Origin of the sequence: Pseudomonas sp. SWRI99 (assembly GCF_014270125.1) — a bacterium.
GTDB classification, from domain to species: domain Bacteria; phylum Pseudomonadota; class Gammaproteobacteria; order Pseudomonadales; family Pseudomonadaceae; genus Aquipseudomonas; species Aquipseudomonas hamedanensis.
Genome location: NZ_JABWQR010000033.1, coordinates 36,858 through 56,609 on the forward strand (window position 1 = coordinate 36,858; position 19,752 = coordinate 56,609).

Consider the following 19,752-nt stretch of genomic DNA (forward strand, 5'->3'; position numbering starts at 1 on the left):
GTGTGCATGGCGGGTCCCGGATTGAAAGTGCTGATGGCGTTGAGCGCCATGGCGTTGCTCACCGCTTGCGGCGACAAGAAACCTGCTCAGGAATACTTGCCTAGGGTCTTTGTGCAAGAGGTCGAACCGGCGAACTACGCCGCAGCGGTGACCCTCACCGGTGATGTGCAGGCACGCGTGCAGACGCAATTGTCATTTCGCGTTGGCGGCAAGATCATCCAGCGCATGGTCGACGTCGGCGACCGCGTCACCGCCAAACAGGTGCTGGCCAGACTCGATCCGAAAGATCTGCAGACCAACGTTGATTCCGCGCAGGCCCAGGTCGTTGCCGAACAGGCCCGCGTGAAGCAGGCAGCGGCGGCGTTCGTCCGTCAGCAAAAGCTCCTGCCCAAGGGCTACACCAGCCAAAGCGAATACGATTCGGCACAAGCGGCGTTGCGCAGCAGCCAGAGCGCATTGAGCGCCGCCCAGGCGCAATTGGCCAACGCCAGGGACCAGCTCAGCTATACCGCGTTGATCGCCGATGCGCCGGGGATCATCACCGAGCGCCAGGCCGAAGTGGGCCAGGTGGTGCAGGCCACCGCACCGATCTTCAGCCTGGCCCGTGATGGCGACCGCGACGCAGTGTTCAACGTTTACGAATCGCTGCTCGCCGAGCGCCCGGCAGAGCGTTCGATTGTGGTCAGCCTGCTCGATAATCCGCAGGTCAAAACCACCGGCACCGTGCGCGAGATTACCCCGGCGGTATCGGCGCAATCGGGCACTGTGCAGGTCAAGGTCAGCCTCGACAAACTGCCGCCGGGCATGCAGCTCGGCTCAGTGGTCAGCGCCACGGCCAAAGGCTCAGGCAAATCGGCGGTCGAATTGCCGTGGTCGGCACTGACCAAGAACATCAGCGCGCCGGCCGTTTGGATGGTCGATGGCAACGGTGAAGCGCAATTGCACAACGTCACGGTTGGCCGCTACCTGACCGGCAAAGTCATCATCAGCGAGGGTCTCAAGGGCGGTGAAAAAGTCATCGTCGCCGGTGGGCAATTGCTGCACCCGGGGATGAAAGTCGAAATCGCCGAAAACACCTACAAGGATTTGCAACCGGGAGCGCAACCATGAAGCGTTTCGGGCTGTTGTGCATGGCGCTGATACTCACCGCCTGCTCGGAAAAGGAAGCCGCGCCGGAGCCGGTGCGGCCGGTGCTGTCGGTCAAGGTCGAAGCCTTGAGCGAGGAAAATCTCGGCCGCTTTGCCGGGAGCATCCAGGCGCGCTACGAAAGCAATACCGGTTTCCGCGTCGGCGGGCGTATCGCCAGTCGTAACGTCGATGTCGGCGCCGAGGTGCAGAAGGGCACGTTGCTTGCGACCCTCGATCCGTCCGATCAGCAAAACCAGTTGCGCTCGGCTCAGGGCGATCTGGCCAGGGTCCAGGCGCAACTGATCAACGCGCAAGCCAGTGCACGGCGGCAGCAGGCGCTGTTCGATCGCGGCGTTGGCGCCCAGGCGCAACTGGACGTTGCCAACACGGATCTGAAAACTACCCAGGCTTCCCTGGACCAGGCACGCGCGGCGGTCAACCAGAGCAAGGACCAACTCAGCTACACCGAACTGCGTGCCGACCACAAAGCGGTGGTCACCGCCTGGAACGCCGAGGCCGGGCAGGTGGTGACGGCGGGGCAGCAAGTGGTGACGCTGGCGCAGCCGGACATCAAGGAGGCGGTGATCGACCTGCCCGACACGCTGGTCGATCAGCTTCCCGACGACGTGGTGTTTTCGGTCGCTGCACAGCTCGACCCGAGCATCCACACCACGGCGATCATCCGCGAGATCGAACCCCAGGCACAGAGCGCCACGCGTACCCGCCGCGCACGTCTGACCCTGACCGATACACCGGACGGTTTTCGCCTCGGCACGGCAATCAGTGTGACCCTCAGCTCAGCGATCAAACCGCGTATCGAGTTACCCGCCACGGCGTTGCAGGAGGTCGAGGGCAAACCGCGGATCTGGGTGATCGATACCCAGAGCAAAACCGTCAGCCCTCGCGACGTCACGATCATCAGCCGCACCGACAGCAGCGTGGTACTGGCCGGCGGTGTGAAGGATGGCGAGCGCGTGGTCAGCGCCGGCGTCAACAGTCTCAAACCCGGACAATCGGTAAAACTTGACGAGGACAGTCAATGAAAGGCTCTTTCAACCTCTCCGAATGGGCCCTCAAGCATCAGTCATTCGTCTGGTATCTGATGTTCGTCGGATTGCTCATGGGGGTGTTTTCCTACTTCAATCTGGGCCGCGAAGAAGACCCGTCATTCACCATCAAGACCATGGTGATCCAGACCAAGTGGCCGGGCGCGACTCAGGAGGAAACCCTCAAGCAGGTCACCGATCGCATCGAGAAAAAACTCGAAGAGCTCGATTCCCTCGACTACGTGAAAAGCTACACGCGCCCCGGCGAATCGACGGTGTACGTGTACCTGCGCGACACCACCAGTGCCAAGGACATCCCGGAAATCTGGTACCAGGTGCGCAAGAAAATCGACGACATTCGCGGCCAGTTTCCCCAAGGGATTCAAGGGCCGGGCTTCAACGATGAGTTCGGTGACGTGTACGGCTCGGTGTACGCCTTTACCGCCGACGGCCTGACCATGCGCCAGTTGCGCGATTACGTGGAACAGGCGCGGGCCGAGATTCGCAATGTGCCGGGGCTGGGCAAGATCGAAATGGTCGGCCAGCAGGACGAAGTCATTTACCTGAATTTCTCCACCCGCAAACTGGCCGCGCTGGGGATTGATCAGCGCCAGGTTGTGCAAAGCCTGCAATCGCAGAACGCCGTGACCCCGGCCGGGGTGATCGAGGCCGGTCCCGAGCGGATTTCCGTGCGCACCTCGGGCCAGTTCGCTTCGGAAAAGGATCTGGCCGAGGTCAACCTCAAGCTCAATGACCGTTTTTATCGTCTGGCTGATGTCGCCGATATCAGCCGTGGCTACGTCGATCCGGCAACGCCGGAATTTCGTTTCGACGGCAAGCCGGCCATTGGCCTGGCGATAGCCATGCAAAAGGGCGGCAACGTTCAGGAGTTCGGCAAGGCTTTGCACGCGCGCATCGACCAACTCACCGCGGACCTGCCGGTAGGCGTCGGCGTGCACACCGTGTCCGATCAGGCGGTGGTGGTTGAGGAGGCAGTGGGCGGTTTCACCAGCGCCTTGTTCGAAGCGGTGATCATCGTGCTGGTGGTGAGCTTCATCAGCCTCGGCGTACGTGCCGGTCTGGTGGTGGCCTGCTCGATCCCGCTGGTGCTGGCGATGGTGTTTGTGTTCATGGAATACAGCGGCATCACCATGCAGCGGATTTCCCTCGGCGCGCTGATCATCGCCCTTGGTCTGCTGGTGGACGACGCGATGATCACCGTGGAAATGATGGTCACGCGCCTGGAAATGGGCGAGAGCAAGGAGCAGGCGGCGACGTTCGCCTATACCTCGACGGCGTTCCCGATGCTCACCGGTACGCTGGTGACCGTCGCCGGTTTCGTGCCCATCGGCCTCAATGCCAGCTCCGCGGGTGAATACACCTACACCCTGTTTGCGGTGATCGCGGTGGCGATGATCGTCTCGTGGGTGGTGGCGGTGTTCTTTGCGCCAGTGATTGGTGTGCACATCCTCAGCGCCAATGTGAAGCCGCATGCAGCCGAGCCGGGGCGCATCGGTCGCGCCTTCAATGGCGGTCTGTTGTGGGCCATGCGCAACCGCTGGTGGGCCATCGGCATTACCGTGCTGTTGTTCGTGCTGGCGGTGTTTTGCATGCGCTTTGTGCAGAACCAGTTCTTCCCGGCCTCGGACCGTCCGGAGATTCTGGTTGACCTGAACCTGCCGCAAAACGCTTCGATCGACGAAACCCGCAAAGCAGTGGACAAGCTCGAAGCGACCCTCAAGGGCGATCCGGACATCGTGCGCTGGAGCACTTACATCGGCCAGGGCGCGATCCGTTTCTACCTGCCCCTCGACCAGCAATTGCAAAACCCGTACTACGCGCAACTGGTGATCGTCAGCAAGGATTTCGAAGCCCGCGAGGCATTGAGCCAGCGCCTGCGCGAGCGTCTGCACAAAGACTTCGTCGGCATCGGCAGCTACGTGCAGGCGCTGGAAATGGGCCCGCCAGTGGGCCGTCCGATCCAGTACCGGGTCAGCGGCAAGGACGTCGATCAGGTGCGCAGGCACGCCATCGATCTGGCGACCGAACTGGACAAAAACCCGCACATCGGCGAGATCATTTATGACTGGAACGAGCCGGGCAAGGTCCTGCGCATCGACATTGCCCAGGACAAGGCACGCCAGCTCGGGCTGTCGTCCGAAGACGTGGCGAACCTGATGAACAGCATCGTCAGCGGCGCACCCTTGACCCAGGTCGATGACGACATCTACCTGATCAACGTCGTCGGCCGTGCGGTGGATGCCGAGCGCGGGACGCCGGAGACCCTGCAAAACCTGCAAATCGTCACGCCGAGCGGCACCTCGATTCCGCTGCTGGCGTTCGCCACCGTGCGCTATGAACTGGAGCAGCCGCTGGTGTGGCGCCGCGATCGCTTGCCGACCATCACCATCAAGGCGTCGGTGCGTGACGAGATCCAGCCGACCGATCTGGTGAAACTGCTCAAGCCGTCGATCGACGCCTTCGCGGCCAAATTGCCGGTCGGTTACAAGGTCGCCACGGGCGGTACGGTCGAGGAAAGCGGCAAGGCCCAAGGGCCGATTGCCAAGGTCTTGCCGTTGATGCTGTTTCTGATGGCGACCTTCCTGATGATCCAGTTGCACAGCGTGCAGAAGATGTTCCTGGTGGCCAGTGTCGCGCCGCTGGGGCTGATTGGCGTGGTGCTGGCGCTGGTGCCGACCGGTACGCCGATGGGTTTTGTGGCGATCCTGGGTATTCTCGCGCTGATCGGCATCATCATCCGCAACTCGGTGATTCTGGTGACGCAGATCGATGAGTTCGAACAGAAAGGCTATGCGCCCTGGGATGCGGTGGTCGAAGCGACTGAACACCGGCGCCGGCCGATCCTGCTGACCGCGGCGGCCGCGAGCATGGGCATGATCCCGATCGCCCGGGAAGTGTTCTGGGGGCCGATGGCCTACGCCATGATTGGCGGGATCGTGGTGGCAACGCTGCTGACGCTGTTGTTTCTGCCGGCGCTGTATGTGGCCTGGTACAAGATCCGCGAACCGCAGAAGGACGAGCAGGCGGCGCGGTGATGGCGGGCCACGCATCTTTGGGAATGGTCTGACTTACAGCAGCAACGGCTTGGGTTAACGTCCCTCCTTCATTTGAGGAGGGACGTCCGATGTCGACCGTTGCTGGCTGCTTGCGCCATCTCCTGCTGCTGGCTGGCCTGAGTCTGTCGCCGTCATCGCTGGCCGAAGTCCTGCTGGAAAACGCGCTGTGGCGAGTCGCGGTCGATCCGGCGACATTGGCGGTACGTGTCGAACCCACCGGTCGCCCCGCCGTGCAGGCCTCGACCGGTGGGCTGCGGCACACGGTCAGCCAACTGAACAGGCGCGACAACCGCCTCGACTGGCAGTGGGATGGAGGTGTCTGGGCGCTCAGTGTCGAGCTGGACCAACGCGAGGTGTCGTTCTCGATCACCGCGCGGACGCCTTCCGAACTCGAGTTTATGCATCAGCCCGGCAGTGCGATGGGCCAGGCACTGATCTGGCCGCTCGCCGAAGGGCATTACGTGCCCCGTGGCGATCCCGTCTGGCGCCGGTTCCTGATCAACCAAGGCGCAGTCGATACCACCCAGGACCTGAGCCTGCCGCTGTGGGGGATGGCGCATGCCGGGTTCAGCCTGCACTGGCTGATGACCGAGCCTTATAACAATCAGCTGCGCTTCACTGCGGACGGCGATGCGCTGGCGTTATCGGCGCGGCACCGCTTCACCTCGCTTGAACCCTCAAGGCCGCTGACGTTCCGCCTGTTTCTCGGCGCTGCCGAACCGTTGGCCGGCGCCCGACGCTACAAGCAATGGCTGATCGACAGTGGCCAGTACGAAACCTTGCAGGACAAGTTCGCGAAAACCCCGCAGGCCCGCAAGCTGCTGGGCGCCAACCACGTCTACTTGTGGGGCAACGGTCTGTTGGGGCCGGACGACGTGCGCAATTGGCCGCTGCTGCTCGCCCGCCTGCGTGGTTCGGCGCCGCTTGCCGGCGAACTGCGCGCCGCAATGGATGCTGAAGCGCTGCGACTGATCGCGAGCGAGACCTTGCTCAACCGCTATCAGCAGAGCCTGCTGTTGCGTAGCCTCAACCAGGCATTGAACACCCAGGCACGCCAGACCTGGCAGGCTCAAGCGGTCCCGGACATGTCGGCGCTGGTCAACAGTTACGCCGAGGTGCGCGCGCAACTGGCCAGTGCCTTGGCGAATGCGCTGACGTCCGACTCGACGCGCTGGGGCAGTACCTTGTCGCAACGTACCATGCAGCAACTGCAGGACGCCGGGCTGTCGCGTTTGTGGTTGGGACTCGGCGAAGGCTGGGAGGGCGGGCTGTGGCATCCGCAAGCGGTTCGCGCTGGGGTAAAGGCAGGCTATCTGATCGCGCCGTACGACTCTTACGAGACAGCGTTGCGCGGTGACGAAAACCCGGACTGGACCACTGCGCACCTGGGCGACCGGGCAAACCGCGATTGCGCAATTGTGTTGGAGGGCGGTGCGCTGAAACGCGGTTTTCAACAGGCGGGCCACTACACCGATCCGCGGTGCGTGCGACCGCTACTGGAGCAACGCGTGCGCGCCATCCAGCAGGCTGCCGGGTTCAACAGCTGGTTTCTTGATGCTTACGCCGCGGGCATGGTGTTCGACAGCTATCGTTCCGACGCGCCCCTGACCCAGGCGCAGAACGCCGAAGGCAATGTCGCGGCCTCCCGCTGGCTCAACGAAACCCTGCGAGTGCCGAGCGGTTCCGAGGGCGGCAACGCGACCACCGCCCGTAACCTGCTGTTTGCCCATGGCATGCAGACGCCGGTGATCGGTTGGGGCGATGGCGAGATGCAAGAACCCGGCTCGCCGTTCTTCGTCGGTCAGTGGTATCCACCGGAACAACCGGCAGTGTTCTTCAAGTCGGTGCCGGTGAAGGCGTCGTATCGGCGCATTCACTTTGAACCCGAGAACCGTTTACCGCTGTACCAAACGGTGTTTCACGGATCGATCATCACTAGCCATCACTGGCTGTTCGACAACCTGAAATTGAGCAACGTGCGCATCGAAAACGAACTCGCGCAGTTGCTCTACAACGTGCCACCGCTGTATCACCTGAGTGCAACGACGCTTGCGCAGCGGTTGCCGTTGATTGCGCGTCAGGAGCGGTTTTTTCGTCCGCTGCACGAGCGACTGGCGACCCAGGCGCTCAGTGCTTTCGAGTGGCTGAGCGAGGATAGAAAAATGCAGCGGACCACGTTCGAGGACGGCACGCGACTGATCGCCAACTTTGACACCGTCCCGCGTGAGCTGGAGGGGCAGATGCTGCCCGGGCATAGCGTGATGGCGCTGACACCGCAAGGTTCGGTCAGCCGTTACGAAGCGCTCGCCGCGCCGTAGGTCAGACCTTGCGCCAGACGCTGGCCAGCCACGGTTGCTGCTCGCGGGGCAGACCGGCGGGACGGTAATAGTGCTCCAGTTCGACAAACCCGGCATCCGTCAGCAATCGACGCCAGGCTTCAAGGTCGTGGTAGGCGCCGTATCGCGGGCCGTTCCAGCCCTCACGATTGTCGCCGCGCGGATTGGAACTGAACAACACGCCATCGGCTTTCAGCGTGCCGTGCAATTGCTTGAGCACCTGCGGCAACGCCTGCGAGGGCACATGAAACAGCGTGGCGTTGGCGAAGACGCCGTCGAAGCGCGCGGTCGGCAAGTCCAGCTTGAGGAAGTCCTGCTGCCAGACCTCGCAACCGCTGTCCTCGCGGGCCATCCGCGCGAATTCCAGCGAACCGTCGAGACCGACAGCGACATGCCCCATTCGCGTGAACGTCTGCAAGTCGCGCCCCGGGCCGCAGCCGAAATCGAGGATCGTGAACGGCGCCTGCGCCCTGATGTGGCGCAGCAACGCATCGATGTTCTGGCTGACGTCGTGGTCGCGGGTGCCTTCACGGAAGTCTTCGGCCACTGAGTTGTAGTGGCCCAGGGTGGTGGCGGTAATCTGTTCGAGGTCGGTAGGCGTCTGTTTCATGATCGGGGCTGTGTCGGCGAAGTCAGGCCTGACTATAAGCGTTTTCGGGCTTGAAAGATCGCCGACTTGGGCAGCGCCAGCGGGGTTACTGCAAGCGCTGCTGGCGCTGCCCAAATCTGCGATCCTCAGAGCGGGCTTCAGCTTCGTTTCATTTCCAGACAGTCGATCGAGCGATCGACCATCGCCTTGGCCATCTCCAGCAAATGCCAGACCGAGAACACCATGGCCCGATCTTCGCCTCCGAGATGATCGCCACACTGGTGCACGGTCACCGAGGCGCAGCGCAGCAGGTCGGCGACATACAACTGAGCGTCCTCCAGCGACACATCATTGCTGATGCTGTACACGCGTTTTTGCCCTGGCAGGTTCATGGGGTTGCCGGCCAGATGGGTGTCCACTGCTCGGCAAAGGGCGGAGCGATCCTTGAGCAGATCCGCAGTAAAGTTCTGGTGAGAGGCAAGGTTGAACGGAGGATCGGGAAGATGTTTTTCCATAGGTAAACTCCTGACTTCAAGTGGGAGCCAACCATTTCGCGACTAAACGAGCAGGCGGCGGCTGCACGCGGGTCAGTCGCTGATCACAAGCACCGGCGCACTTGAAAGTGCCCCGCGCACAGCTGCCATCCATCAGATGAAAACTCTCTGCTGATGTCAGGTCTGTCTGCACGCCCAGCGAATCCGAGCGACTACACCCGGTCACTGCCGAGCAGTGACGGTCGGAGATTAGCTACGGGATATTTCGGGTACAAGCGTCGAAAATAATCTAGGAATCGTCCTGCAAAGGGCGGTGGTCATGCCCGGTGAAATGGAAAATTACCTGTGGGAAATGTCTGGTTTTCACCAAGGATCTTGCCTTTTATTCGTAACCAGCGACGTCATCAGATGAGTTCGGTGGCCATGAGCCATCGCGTTGCACGCAGCTTAGCACCTGTTAGTTGTTACAGTATCGAACCAAGGAAAACCGGCTCAGTATGGGGACACTGACCCGAGGACTCGCGTAGCCGTGAACACTCGCCGCGACACCACCACGCCGACCTTGTCGGTCATTGACCCGCGCGCATTGGCAATTCGTGGCGTTGCCTATTGTCGGCATCCGGACAAACCCGACATCGACGCGCGCATCACCCGCCAGGTGTTTGATAACGCGGGGCGTCAGGTGGCGTCGTGGGATCCGCGGTTGTGGGGCGTTGCGCCGAAGCCGAATCTGACCACAAGCTACGCATTGAGTGGCCAAGCATTGTTCACAGACAGCGTTGACGCTGGCTGGCAGGTGCGGCTGTTGAATGAAGCGGGGTCGGTTTGTTCTGACTGGGATGCGCGTGGCAGCCAGAGTCATCGCCAATACGATGATCTGCAGCGTCCGCTGGCGCTGACTGAGCAAGCGCATGAGGGGCAGTCCTGCGTGGTCGAGCGCTGGACTTATGGCAGCGCCACGGATGATTGCGCCCAGCACAATCAATGCGGCCGTCCGATCCGCCACGATGACCCTGCCGGCAATCGGCACTTCAATGACTACGGCCTCGGCGGCGCAGTGCTGGTGGAATCGCGACGTTTTTTGATTGAGCTGGAGGCGCTTGACTGGCCACTCGAACCCGACCGCCGGGATGACTATCTCGAGGAAACCACCTACGTCACCCGACAGAACTTCAATCCAGCCGGCGACTTGCAGCATCACACCGACGCGATGGGCAACCTCAGAACGCAGCATTACAACGTCGCCGGGCAATCTTGCGCGACCTGGCTGTTGCAGGCCGGCGACGGCAGGCAGCCGAAGTGCCTGGTCAGTGCCATTCGCTACAACGCGCAGGGTCAGATCGAAAGTGAGACGGCCGGCAACGGCGTCATCGCCCGTGCCGAATACAGCCGCGATGATGGCCGGTTGCTCAGACTGCTCGCCAGTATCGGCGCGCGACCTGCGTTGCAGGATCTGAATTATGTCTACGATCCGGTTGGCAACATCATCAGCCTGGAAGACAAGACTCAAGCCGTGTCCTGGTTCAACAATCAGCGTATCGATCCGGTCAGTCGGTATCGCTACGACAGCCTTTATCAGTTGGTCGAGGCCAGCGGTTGGGAGGTCAGCAAGCCGAGCCATGGCCCGGCATTGCCGGATCTGCTGCCAACGCCGCTGGACCCCAATCAACGACGCAACTACACGCAGAAATTCGATTACGACGCAGCGGGTAATCTGATCACCCGCCACCACAGCGGTGCGACGGGGTTTTCGATGTACACCTCCCATCACAGCAATCGGAGCCTGGCGCAGCGCGACGATGGTTCTTTGCCCGGGGAAGCGGAGATAGCGCTGGGGTTTGATGCGGCGGGTAATCAGCTCGAGTTGCAACGTGGTCAGGCCATGACGTGGAATGTCCGTAATGAGCTAACTCGGGTTGCGCTGGTCAACCGCGGGAATAAGACCGATGACTACGAATGTTATCACTGCAGTGAACCGGGTCATCGGCTGCGCAAGACCCATGTCATTCAAGCATCCGGGAAGATGCGTCGAGCGGAAGTGCGCTATCTGCCAAACCTTGAGGTCCACCGCGGGGCGGATGGTCGAGAATGGCATGTGATCAGTATCGAGACAGGGCGTAATCAGGTGCGCCTGCTCCATTGGCCTGATGGCGATGAAATTGATCAGCAGTGTTATAGCCTTGGCGATCATCTCGGCTCCAGCACTTTGGAATTGGATGAGTCTGCCGGGCTTCTCAGTCAGGAGCACTTTTACCCGTATGGCGGTACGGCGTGCTGGGCAGGCAGAGATGCACTGACTGTAAAGCACAAGACAACCCGTTATTCGGGCCGGGAATTCGACGCTACCGGACTTTATTACTATGGATATCGATATTACGCGCCATGGCTGCAGCGCTGGATATGTCCCGACCCGGCAGGAAAGGCTGATGGGCTGAATCGCTATACGATGGTGGGAAATAACCCCGTCAGCTTTTACGACTGGCAAGGCACGGTAAAAATTCCGGCAGATGTTTTCATCAGCGATATCGTCAACCCTATGGCCAAGAGCATTGAGACGGGATGGTTTGAAGAACTGATCTGGAACGACGAAGCACAATCGTTCGCGAGCACCGGCGTGGTTTATGGGCGGGGTATGGAAGCTTATGAGGGAGAGTCCTCAGTCTGGACACCGACGGCATTCGGTGATGCAGTAGCCCTGTTCCGCGATCAAACCGGGAGGCTTCGTCTCTTTGCCAATATGTATCAACAACACATGGGCATACAGCCGGGTATGGGGTTGCCGGAGTTTGCGGGCATATTGAGAATCGATCCGCTGAATACCGCAGGATTTACCATCGACAATAGTTCTGGCCATTACAAACCGGAACCTTCTGTTGGCCATGAAGCGCTGGTTAGTGAAATCGCACCGGCTCAGTCGGTCAGATTCGTCACGGTTCCTGAAAGCCTGGGTTTTGGTTCGGCACTGCGAATGGATTCGATTGATTCCCCCGAGCAGTATTCAATTCTTGTCAATCGATTCAAAAACGATTATCGAGATCTTATCGGATACTTGAAGGAGCATGGTGTATGGGAGGCTGCCAAGGCGCTTTGGGAAAACAGTAAAGCGCTTGGCCTCATCTTCGAGATGGACGCGACAGGGCTGAGCGCTAAAGAAATTTATATGAAACGTTCCGTGCTGGCGGCCGAACCCGTATCGGCGCCCATGTCGTCCTCACTGACCGCAAGCAATCCAGAGCCATCCACCCAACCCAAAACCAGCAAATCCTCCTTTTTCCAGCGTTTGTTTTCTCGCTAACCTTTGCTGCGGTGAATGCTATCAGCGCAAGAGGGCAGCATTCCCTTGCGCTGATTAAGTATGGACTCAACGCTTGTTCAACCCCCGCGCCAACCGATCCCCACCCAACTGGATCACCGCCACTAACGCGACCAGCAACACGATCACCGTCAACATGATCTGGCTGTCAAAACGTTGATAGCCGTAGCGATAAGCGATATCACCCAAACCGCCCGCACCAATCGCACCAGCCATGGCCGAGGAGTTGATCATCGTCACCAGGGTAATGGTGAAACCACCGACAATCCCCGGCAATGCCTCAGGCAACAACACATGCCAGACGATGTGCCAGCGCCGGCAGCCCATCGCCTGCGCAGCCTCGATCAGACCATAATCCACCTCGCGCAAACTGACTTCGGCAATCCGGGCAAAAAATGGCGTCGCGGCAATGGTCAGCGGCACCACCGCCGCCCACACACCGTAAGTGGTGCCGACGATCAACCGGGTGAACGGAATCAGCGCAACCATCAGAATCAGGAACGGGATCGAGCGGAACAGATTGACGAATGCGCCTAACGCACGGTTCAGCACCGGCGCCTCGTAGATGCCGCCCTTGTCGCTGGTGACCAGAATCACTGCCATGGGAATCCCCACCAGCAGCGCGATCAGTGAAGACACGCCGACCATCAGAAACGTATCGATAAAACCCTGCAGCAAGCGATCAAACCACATAGCCCAGTACCTCCACCCGTTGCGCCCACTGCCCGGCGCTTTCACGTAATTGTCCGGCGTCGAGCGATGAGCCGCTGACGGCCAACAACAGTTGCCCGAGCGCATGGCCCTGAATGCGCTCAACGCCGCCGTGAAGCAGCTTCACCCGGCCACCCAGCGCCGCAAACAGTGCGGCAAGATCGGGCTCGCCAGCGGCGCTGCCGGTGAACTGCAAGCGCAGCACCACGGCGGCATCGGGCGATGGCGCTTGCGCCTGCAAACGGTTTTTCACATCGTCCGGCAACGCGTGTTGCAGCGGTGCGAGCAAGGTCTGGCTGACCTCGTGCTGCGGCTTGCCAAACACTTCCCAGACCGGGCCTTGCTCGACGATACGGCCGTGCTCAAGCACGACCACGCGGTCGCAGATTTCACGGATCACCGCCATTTCATGGGTGATCAAAACGATGGTCAGGCCCAGGCGCTGATTAATCTCTCGCAGCAGGCCGAGGATCGATTGCGTGGTTTCCGGATCGAGCGCCGAAGTGGCTTCGTCGCAGAGCAGAATGTCCGGATCGTGTACCAACGCGCGGGCGATGCCGACCCGCTGTTTCTGCCCGCCGGAGAGCTGCGCCGGATAGGCCTTGTGCTTGCTTTGCAGGCCAACCAGTTCGAGCAATTCACGGACCTTTTTCTCGCGTCGCTCTTTCGGCACACCCGCCACTTTCAGCGGCAATTCGACGTTTTGCCAAACGGTCTTGGCCGACATCAGATTGAAGTGCTGGAAGATCATGCCGATACGCCGGCGCAGGGCGACGAGACGGTCTTCATCGAACTCGCCGATATCCACCTGATCGATCAACACCCGGCCCGAGGTCGGTTGTTCGAGACGATTGATCGTGCGGATCAGCGACGATTTGCCAGCGCCGCTGCGGCCGATGATGCCGAACACTTCACCGTGCTGAATCGCCAGATCGACGCCCTGCAATGCCGCGACCGGGCCTTGCCGACCGTTATAGGTTTTGCCCAGGCCGATGAAGCGCACATGGGCGCGATTGAGTTCAGGATGAAGCTCGGTTTTTTCAGCGTTGTGTGGCTCTGGAATGGCCAGTCGCCGTTGGATCGCGGCCGTCATGCTCAGCTTTCCCAGCCGGCTTGATACAGCTTGCCGTGGGCATTATCCAGCGCCGCGCGCACCACCGGCGAATGCTGGTAGATATCGACGAACTTGATCAGGCGCGGGTCGGTTTTGCTTTTCGGCTGGATGACGAACTGAATCACGTATTCCTTGTGATCGAGGCCGTCAAACAGCAGCGCCGAGCCGGCATCGAAAGTCTTCGCCAGGCGAATGTAGGCCGGGTAGCCCTGGACCAGATCGGCATCGTCATAGGCGCGCACCAGTTGCACGGCCTCGACTTGCAGAATCTTGATCTTTTTCGGGTTGGCGACGATGTCGTCCTCGGTGGCTTTGTAGCCCACCCCCGGTTTCAGCGTGATCAACCCGGCCTTGGCCAGCAGTTGCAGGCCGCGACCGCTGTTGATCGGGTCATTGGCGATGGCGACGCTGGCGCCTTCGGGCAGCTCATCGAAGCTTTTGTATTTCTTTGAGTACAGGCCGACGTTGTTGATGATTCCCGGTGCGAACGGCACCAGGTCAAAACCTGACGCGGCTTTGGCGTTTTCCAGAAACGGGATGTGCTGGAAATAATTCACGTCGATGTCGCCGGCGGCGAGGCTGACGTTCGGCGCGATCCAGTCGGTGAATTCCACCAGTTCGACTTTCAGACCTTGTTTGGAGGCCTCCTCGACGGCGGCTTCCAGCGGTATCGCAAACGCGGCGGTGGTGCCGATTTTCAGCGGCGCATCGGCGGCGAACACGGCCGAACTGAACAGGCCGAAGGCCAGGGCCAGTGCTTTGACTGGGTGGGACAGGATTTTTTTGGTCATGGTGGTTTCCAGTCGGTGCATAAAATTTGTGGTGTCTGTTATGGCCCCATCGCTGGCAAGCCAGCTCCCACAGGTTTTGTGAACGCCACAGACCCTTGTGGGAGCTGGCTTGCCAGCGATGCTTTTAGCGTCGGTATGAAGATCCGCTGTGTTGCTCAGGCAGCTGCGCCTCACCGTGAAAAAGCTTCTCGCGCAAGGTGCCGCTGTCATACGCGGTCTTGTACGACCCGCGCCGCTGCAGCTCCGGAATCACCAGCTCAATGAAGTCGACGTAGCTCTCCGGGGTAACAATGCGGGTCAGGTTGAAGCCGTCCAGACCGGTTTCGGCGATCCACGCTTCCAGTTCATCGGCGACTTGCCCGGGCGAGCCGACCACGGTGATGTAGCGACCACCGAGGGCGTGCTGGTCGAGCAACTTGCGTCGGGTCCAGTCGTTGTTCTGCAGGTTTTTCGTCGCCGATTGAATGGCATTGCTCTTCACGTACTGGATCGGTTCGTCGATCTGGTATTGTGAAAAATCGATGCCGGTCGATGCGGAAAAATGCGCCACGCCTGCCTCGGCACTGGCGTAGCTCAGGTACTCGGCGTGCTTGGCCCACGCCGCTTCTTCGGTGGCGCCGACGATCACGTTGAGGCCCATGAACACCTTGATATCTTCGGGGTTGCGCCCGGATTCGACGGCGCTGGCGCGGACCTTGTCGACCTGCACTTTGGTCGATGGCTTGTTCTGGCCGCTGATAAATACGCACTCGGCATGACGCCCGGCGAAGAGCAAACCGCGATCGGAACTGCCGGCCTGAAACAGTACCGGTGTGCGTTGCGGCGACGGCTCGCAGAGGTGATAACCCTCGACCTGATAGAACTCGCCGGTGTGTTCGACCTTGTGCACTTTGTCCGGCTGCGCATAGATTCGCTGTTCGCGGTCGTTGAGCACCGCGCCGTTTTCCCAGCTGCCTTCCCAAAGTTTGTAGAGCACCTCAAGGTACTCGTCGGCCTGGTCGTAGCGGCGGTCATGTTCGACCTGTTCGCGCAAGCCCATGGCTTTGGCGGCGCTGTCCAGATAACCGGTGACGATATTCCAGCCGACCCGTCCACGGCTCAAATGATCGAGCGTCGACAGGCGTCGGGCGAACAGATACGGCGGTTCGTAAGTGAGGTTGGCGGTCAGGCCGAAACCGAGATTCTTGGTGACGGCCGCCATTGCCGAAACCAGCAGCAGCGGATCGTTGACCGGTAACTGGATCGACTCTTTCAGCGTCACGTCCACCGAGTTCTGGTAAACGTCGTATACGCCGACGATGTCGGCGATAAACAAGCCGTCGAACAGCCCGCGCTCAAGCAACTGCGCCAGTTCTGTCCAGTATTCAATGGTGTTGTAGCGGGTCGAGGTATCGCGCGGGTGCGTCCACAAGCCGTGGTTGATATGACCGATGCAGTTCATGTTGAACGCATTGAGCAGGATCTTCTTTTTCGCAGCGGGCATCAGATGGTCCCCCGCAGCGGCGGCTTTTCATCGTTGAGGTAGTAGTTGCCCACCGCGTGATACTTCCAGCGCACCGGGTCGTGCAGGGTGTGCACCCGGGCGTTGCGCCAGTGACGGTCGAGGCCGTGCTCGCTGAGGGTGGCCTGGCTGCCGGCCAATTCGAACAGTGTGCTGCCGGCAGCGAGAGAAATCTGCGTGCTGATCGCCCGTGCTTCGGCCACGGCAATCGAGGCGGCGGCGACGGTCTCGGCGTTGGTGTCGGCTTGCGCGGCATCGAGAAATTCGCCTGCGCGTTCGAGCAGGGCTTCGGTGGCGTGCAGGCGAATGCTCAGATGGCCGAAGCTCTTCAGCGTCAGCGGATCTTCGCTGGCGTTGTCGTTGCCCGAGTCGATCCATGGCCGCGTCTTGCTGCGCACAAAATGCAACGCATCCTCGTAAGCAGCGCGGGCAATACCGGTGTCGATGGCGGCGTGAAGAATCTGCGCGAGCGGACCGACAGTGGTCGGGCGTTCGAAAGCGCTCTGGAACGGCAGCACATCGTCAGCCGCTACATACACATCTTCGAACAGCACCGAACCGCTGCCGGTGGTGCGCTGGCCGAAGCCGCTCCAGTCATCGATCACGGTCAGGCCTTTGCTGTCGCGCGGGACGAAAGCCAATTGCTGCACGCCGTTCTCATCGACCACGGACGTCGGAATGCGCTGCGCATAGATCGCGCCGGTTGCGTAAAACTTGCGACCATTGATGCGGTAGCCAGCACCGTCACGCTTGAGGCTGGTGACACGATCGTGAGCGGTTTTCGTGCCCAGTTCCGCCAGCGCATTACCGAAGCGTTGGCCGGCGAGGACTTCGGCGTATAGCCGCCGTTTCTGCTCATCGCTGCCATTCACGCGCAGCACTTCGAGTGCGTAGAAATGGTTCTGCGGAATCTGCCCCAGCGAGCCGTCGGCCTGAGCGATCAGCGCGATGACCCTGGCCAGGGTGACATTGGATACGCCAGCGCCGCCGTATACCTTCGGCACGCTGATGCCCCACAGGCCGGAGCGGGAAAATACTTCGAGTTCCGCCAAGGGCAGGCGACGTTCGCGGTCGCGCAGGGCACTGTCGCGTTTGAAATCTTCGGCCAGGTCGCTGGCGACGATCAGCGCCTGCTCATCGCTGGTGATGACTGCGACGGGGTGAGAAAAAGTCATGTGCTTCTCCAGATGGCTGGTCGTTAGATCCAGGAGTGACGAGCAGGCAACGTGCCGTTCAGGCGATAGGCGCCGACCGCGTGGTATTTCCAGCGCACCGGGTCGTGCAGGGTGTGCACGCGGGCGTTGCGCCAGTGGCGGTCAAGATTGAATTCGGCGAGAGTCGCGCGGCTGCCGGCCAGTTCGAAAAGCTTTTCGCTGGCCTGCAGCGAGATTTCGGTGGTCAGCACTTTCGCCTCGGCCACCGCAATCGAGGCACGTGCGGCGGATTCGGCGGTGAGCGGCGCGGCGTGCACCTGATCGAGCACTTGCCCGGCCTTGCGCAGCAGCGCTTCGGCGGCGTGCAGTTCGATTTTCAGTTTGCCGATGTCGGCGATCACGTAGAGGTCATCGCTGGCGCGCTCGACCTTGGCATCGATCCAGGGCCGCGCGCGGGTTTTCACAAAGTCGATGGCGTCGTCGATGGCGCCACGGGCGATGCCGGCATCGATTGCTGCCTGGATCAACTGCGACACGGCGCCCTGGGTGTTCGGGCTTTCGTTGATCTTCCAGTTGTCGACCACCAACGCCGCGTCGACGCGCACGTTGTTGAGTAAAATCGTGCCGCTGGCGGTGGTGCGCTGGCCGAAGCCCGACCAATCGTCAACGATGCGCAAGCCCGGAGTGCCACGACGGACGAAGGCCAGCACTTGCTTGCCGTCATCGTTGAGCGCTTTCACCGCGACCCAATGGGCAAACAGGGCGCCGGTGGAATAGAACTTCTGGCCGTTGATCAGGTAATCGCCGCCGTCGGCGGTGATTCGCGCTTTCAGTTCCAGGGTGTTTTTAGTGCCGCGCTCCGGGCCGGCATTACCGATGCGCCAACCTTCCAGAACACTCTGGAACAGCTGTTTCTTCTGCGCTTCGGTGGCGCTGCCGAGCACCAGATTGATGATGCCGAACTGATTCTGTGGAATCTGCCCCAGCGCCGGATCGGCGGCGGAAATGATTGCGAACACCTCGGCCAGCGTCACGAACGAGACCTGCGGGCCGCCGTAAGCGCGCGGGATGGTAATACTGCCCAGGCCGCTGCGGGTGAACTGTTCGATTTCCGACCACGGCAACTTGCGCTGGCGATCGCGTTTGGCCGCCTGTACGCGGGCGACCTGCGCCAGCTCCCGGGCGGCCTGGATGGCCTGGGCGTCGTTGCGCAAGACTTGTGCGGGCAACAACAGCGGGGCGATGTCCAGATCCGACTGGACGTTTGCATCGGCCAGACTGGACATCAGCGCCGCTCCCTGGCTGCACGCAATGCCCTGGCGATCTGCACTGGGGTGATTGTGTTCCGGACCATGCTACCTACCTCACATTTCATGAAAAACGCCGCGAAGTGCGACGATTGAAAGAATGTCCGGTGGTCCGGTGCATATACCCTAAGCGTGTATAAAAATTAAATAAACTAACTTTTAGGAATATATATAGAAGGGTGTGTGGCCTGTCTGGTTAACCATTTATCGAGGAATCCTTGTGGGGCAGGGATTTTTCCAGGCCGGGTTGCGAAGCGAGCCCATGAAAGGGACTGCTACGCAGTCCAACGGGGATAAATCCCCTCGCCACGAGGCCCGCTGGTCACAGTCATTTCTTTATGGGTTCGGCGGCTTTGAGTGCTGGTTTCAGCGGCACCTTGAGGTATGGGTTTACACAGCCGATTTTCAGCGTCCGTGGTGGCGCCCAGTTCGAGTTGTTGCCGACCCGGTCGATGACGCAGTAGGTCACGTCCAGACGTAGATCCTCACCGGCTTCGACGATGACCGCCGGCGGCACCCAGACCTGAATCGGCAGGTCGAGATCCGCCGCCGTGACCGGTGTCAGGTCCATGCGTACATCGCCCCAGCGCAAGGTGATTTCGTCGCCTTCGGCCATGTTCACATAGGGTTCGATAGTCAGCGGCACGCCGCGTTTGATCTGGTTCGGATTGACGCCCTGGCGGCGAATGGCGTCGGGGAGGGTAACGGGCGCCAATTGCTGGTTTTCATCGCCGCAGAGTGTCGATGGCTGGCCACCGGGACAATCGAGTTTGACCTGCACCCGAGTCGCCGCCGACAGCGCAGGGCCATGGCCGACCTGCATGACCCGATAGTGGATGCGCGCGGCGCCGCTGGCGATGAAACTCTCCGGCACGCGCAGGCTGACTGTGGTGCCGACGTCTTCGGTTGTCAGCACGCGGGAGGCGACATAGCACTTGTTCCAGAACAGTTCGATGAGGTCCCCGCAGTCCATCTCGGGGTAGGGCGGAACCTCGACAAACAGGTGTGCCGCGGCGGCCAGGTTGATAGCGGTTTTTTGCGCTGGCGCCAGAGTCGGCGCTGCCAGTTCGGGGGTATGCGAAGTGCGGGTCATCGATTTCTCTCCTTGAAGCCTTGCAGCGAAGTCCGTTTCTGAAAGAACAAAAGGGCGTGAATAAACTGGCAATAAAACCTGGAACTTTTATTCAAGTT

The 19,752-nt window shown here is 60.7% G+C and carries 14 protein-coding genes; 5 read left to right on the forward strand and 9 right to left on the reverse strand.

Annotation, left to right across the window (positions count from 1 at the left end; all coding sequences use genetic code 11):
* Positions 1-6 precede the first annotated feature (6 nt).
* The 4 genes from HU743_RS23070 to HU743_RS23085 all read left to right on the forward strand — a co-directional run bounded on the left by HU743_RS23070 (position 7) and on the right by HU743_RS23085 (position 7,569).
* Positions 7-1,110, forward strand: a complete 1,104-nt coding sequence (locus HU743_RS23070) for an efflux RND transporter periplasmic adaptor subunit (RefSeq protein WP_186651413.1) — start codon at positions 7-9, stop codon at positions 1,108-1,110.
* On the forward strand, positions 1,107-2,171 hold the full coding sequence (locus HU743_RS23075; protein ID WP_186651415.1) for an efflux RND transporter periplasmic adaptor subunit: 1,065 nt from the start codon (positions 1,107-1,109) through the stop codon (positions 2,169-2,171). Before HU743_RS23070 ends, HU743_RS23075 begins: the two co-directional genes overlap by 4 nt.
* A complete protein-coding gene (locus HU743_RS23080; RefSeq protein ID WP_186621997.1) occupies positions 2,168-5,230 on the forward strand; it encodes an efflux RND transporter permease subunit in 3,063 nt (1,020 codons plus the stop codon). Before HU743_RS23075 ends, HU743_RS23080 begins: the two co-directional genes overlap by 4 nt.
* 89 nt (positions 5,231-5,319) lie before the next feature.
* On the forward strand, positions 5,320-7,569 hold the full coding sequence (locus tag HU743_RS23085; RefSeq protein WP_186651416.1) for a glycoside hydrolase: 2,250 nt from the start codon (positions 5,320-5,322) through the stop codon (positions 7,567-7,569).
* Position 7,570: 1 nt separating this feature from the next.
* Here HU743_RS23085 and HU743_RS23090 read toward each other — a convergent pair whose 3' ends face one another.
* Entirely contained in the window at positions 7,571-8,197 is a 627-nt protein-coding gene (locus tag HU743_RS23090) for a class I SAM-dependent methyltransferase (RefSeq protein ID WP_186651418.1), read from the reverse strand.
* A gap of 137 nt (positions 8,198-8,334) precedes the next feature.
* Positions 8,335-8,691 carry a hypothetical protein gene (locus tag HU743_RS23095; RefSeq protein ID WP_186636962.1) on the reverse strand — a complete coding sequence of 119 codons (357 nt, stop codon included), beginning with the start codon at positions 8,689-8,691 and terminating at the stop codon, positions 8,335-8,337.
* A 508-nt stretch (positions 8,692-9,199) separates the two neighbouring features.
* On the opposite strand from HU743_RS23095, the gene HU743_RS23100 reads away from it, so the two are divergent.
* A complete protein-coding gene (locus HU743_RS23100; RefSeq protein WP_186651420.1) occupies positions 9,200-11,965 on the forward strand; it encodes an RHS repeat protein in 2,766 nt (921 codons plus the stop codon).
* 66 nt (positions 11,966-12,031) lie between these two features.
* Here HU743_RS23100 and HU743_RS23105 read toward each other — a convergent pair whose 3' ends face one another.
* The 7 genes from HU743_RS23105 to HU743_RS23135 form a co-directional block, all read right to left on the reverse strand.
* The gene (locus HU743_RS23105; protein WP_039764534.1) at positions 12,032-12,676 is read right to left on the reverse strand and encodes a methionine ABC transporter permease; all 645 of its coding nucleotides are present in this window, start codon (positions 12,674-12,676) and stop codon (positions 12,032-12,034) included.
* A complete protein-coding gene (locus HU743_RS23110) occupies positions 12,666-13,787 on the reverse strand; it encodes an ATP-binding cassette domain-containing protein (protein WP_186651422.1) in 1,122 nt (373 codons plus the stop codon). Before HU743_RS23110 ends, HU743_RS23105 begins: the two co-directional genes overlap by 11 nt.
* Positions 13,788-13,789: 2 nt before the next feature.
* Positions 13,790-14,599, reverse strand: coding sequence for a MetQ/NlpA family ABC transporter substrate-binding protein (locus HU743_RS23115; RefSeq protein WP_186651424.1), 810 nt, complete (start codon positions 14,597-14,599; stop codon positions 13,790-13,792).
* 124 nt (positions 14,600-14,723) lie between these two features.
* The gene (locus HU743_RS23120; protein ID WP_186651426.1) at positions 14,724-16,082 is read right to left on the reverse strand and encodes an LLM class flavin-dependent oxidoreductase; all 1,359 of its coding nucleotides are present in this window, start codon (positions 16,080-16,082) and stop codon (positions 14,724-14,726) included.
* Complete coding sequence (locus HU743_RS23125; RefSeq protein ID WP_186651428.1) at positions 16,082-17,275, reverse strand: SfnB family sulfur acquisition oxidoreductase; 1,194 nt, start codon at positions 17,273-17,275, stop codon at positions 16,082-16,084. The genes HU743_RS23120 and HU743_RS23125 overlap by 1 nt, the downstream gene beginning before the upstream one ends.
* A gap of 23 nt (positions 17,276-17,298) precedes the next feature.
* Positions 17,299-18,540, reverse strand: coding sequence for an SfnB family sulfur acquisition oxidoreductase (locus HU743_RS23130; RefSeq protein ID WP_186651430.1), 1,242 nt, complete (start codon positions 18,538-18,540; stop codon positions 17,299-17,301).
* Between the two features lie 349 nt (positions 18,541-18,889).
* Complete coding sequence (locus tag HU743_RS23135; protein WP_186651432.1) at positions 18,890-19,654, reverse strand: hypothetical protein; 765 nt, start codon at positions 19,652-19,654, stop codon at positions 18,890-18,892.
* Between the last annotated feature and the right edge of the window lie 98 nt (positions 19,655-19,752).

Coding starts and splice junctions, on each gene's coding strand:
- HU743_RS23070 (WP_186651413.1), top strand. CDS start 7: ATGGCGGGTCCCGGATTGAAAGTGCTGATGGCGTTGAGCGCCATGGCG.
- HU743_RS23075 (WP_186651415.1), top strand. CDS start 1,107: ATGAAGCGTTTCGGGCTGTTGTGCATGGCGCTGATACTCACCGCCTGC.
- HU743_RS23080 (WP_186621997.1), top strand. CDS start 2,168: ATGAAAGGCTCTTTCAACCTCTCCGAATGGGCCCTCAAGCATCAGTCA.
- HU743_RS23085 (WP_186651416.1), top strand. CDS start 5,320: ATGTCGACCGTTGCTGGCTGCTTGCGCCATCTCCTGCTGCTGGCTGGC.
- HU743_RS23090 (WP_186651418.1), bottom strand. CDS start 8,197: ATGAAACAGACGCCTACCGACCTCGAACAGATTACCGCCACCACCCTG.
- HU743_RS23095 (WP_186636962.1), bottom strand. CDS start 8,691: ATGGAAAAACATCTTCCCGATCCTCCGTTCAACCTTGCCTCTCACCAG.
- HU743_RS23105 (WP_039764534.1), bottom strand. CDS start 12,676: ATGTGGTTTGATCGCTTGCTGCAGGGTTTTATCGATACGTTTCTGATG.
- HU743_RS23110 (WP_186651422.1), bottom strand. CDS start 13,787: ATGACGGCCGCGATCCAACGGCGACTGGCCATTCCAGAGCCACACAAC.
- HU743_RS23115 (WP_186651424.1), bottom strand. CDS start 14,599: ATGACCAAAAAAATCCTGTCCCACCCAGTCAAAGCACTGGCCCTGGCC.
- HU743_RS23120 (WP_186651426.1), bottom strand. CDS start 16,082: ATGCCCGCTGCGAAAAAGAAGATCCTGCTCAATGCGTTCAACATGAAC.
- HU743_RS23125 (WP_186651428.1), bottom strand. CDS start 17,275: ATGACTTTTTCTCACCCCGTCGCAGTCATCACCAGCGATGAGCAGGCG.
- HU743_RS23130 (WP_186651430.1), bottom strand. CDS start 18,540: ATGTCCAGTCTGGCCGATGCAAACGTCCAGTCGGATCTGGACATCGCC.
- HU743_RS23135 (WP_186651432.1), bottom strand. CDS start 19,654: ATGACCCGCACTTCGCATACCCCCGAACTGGCAGCGCCGACTCTGGCG.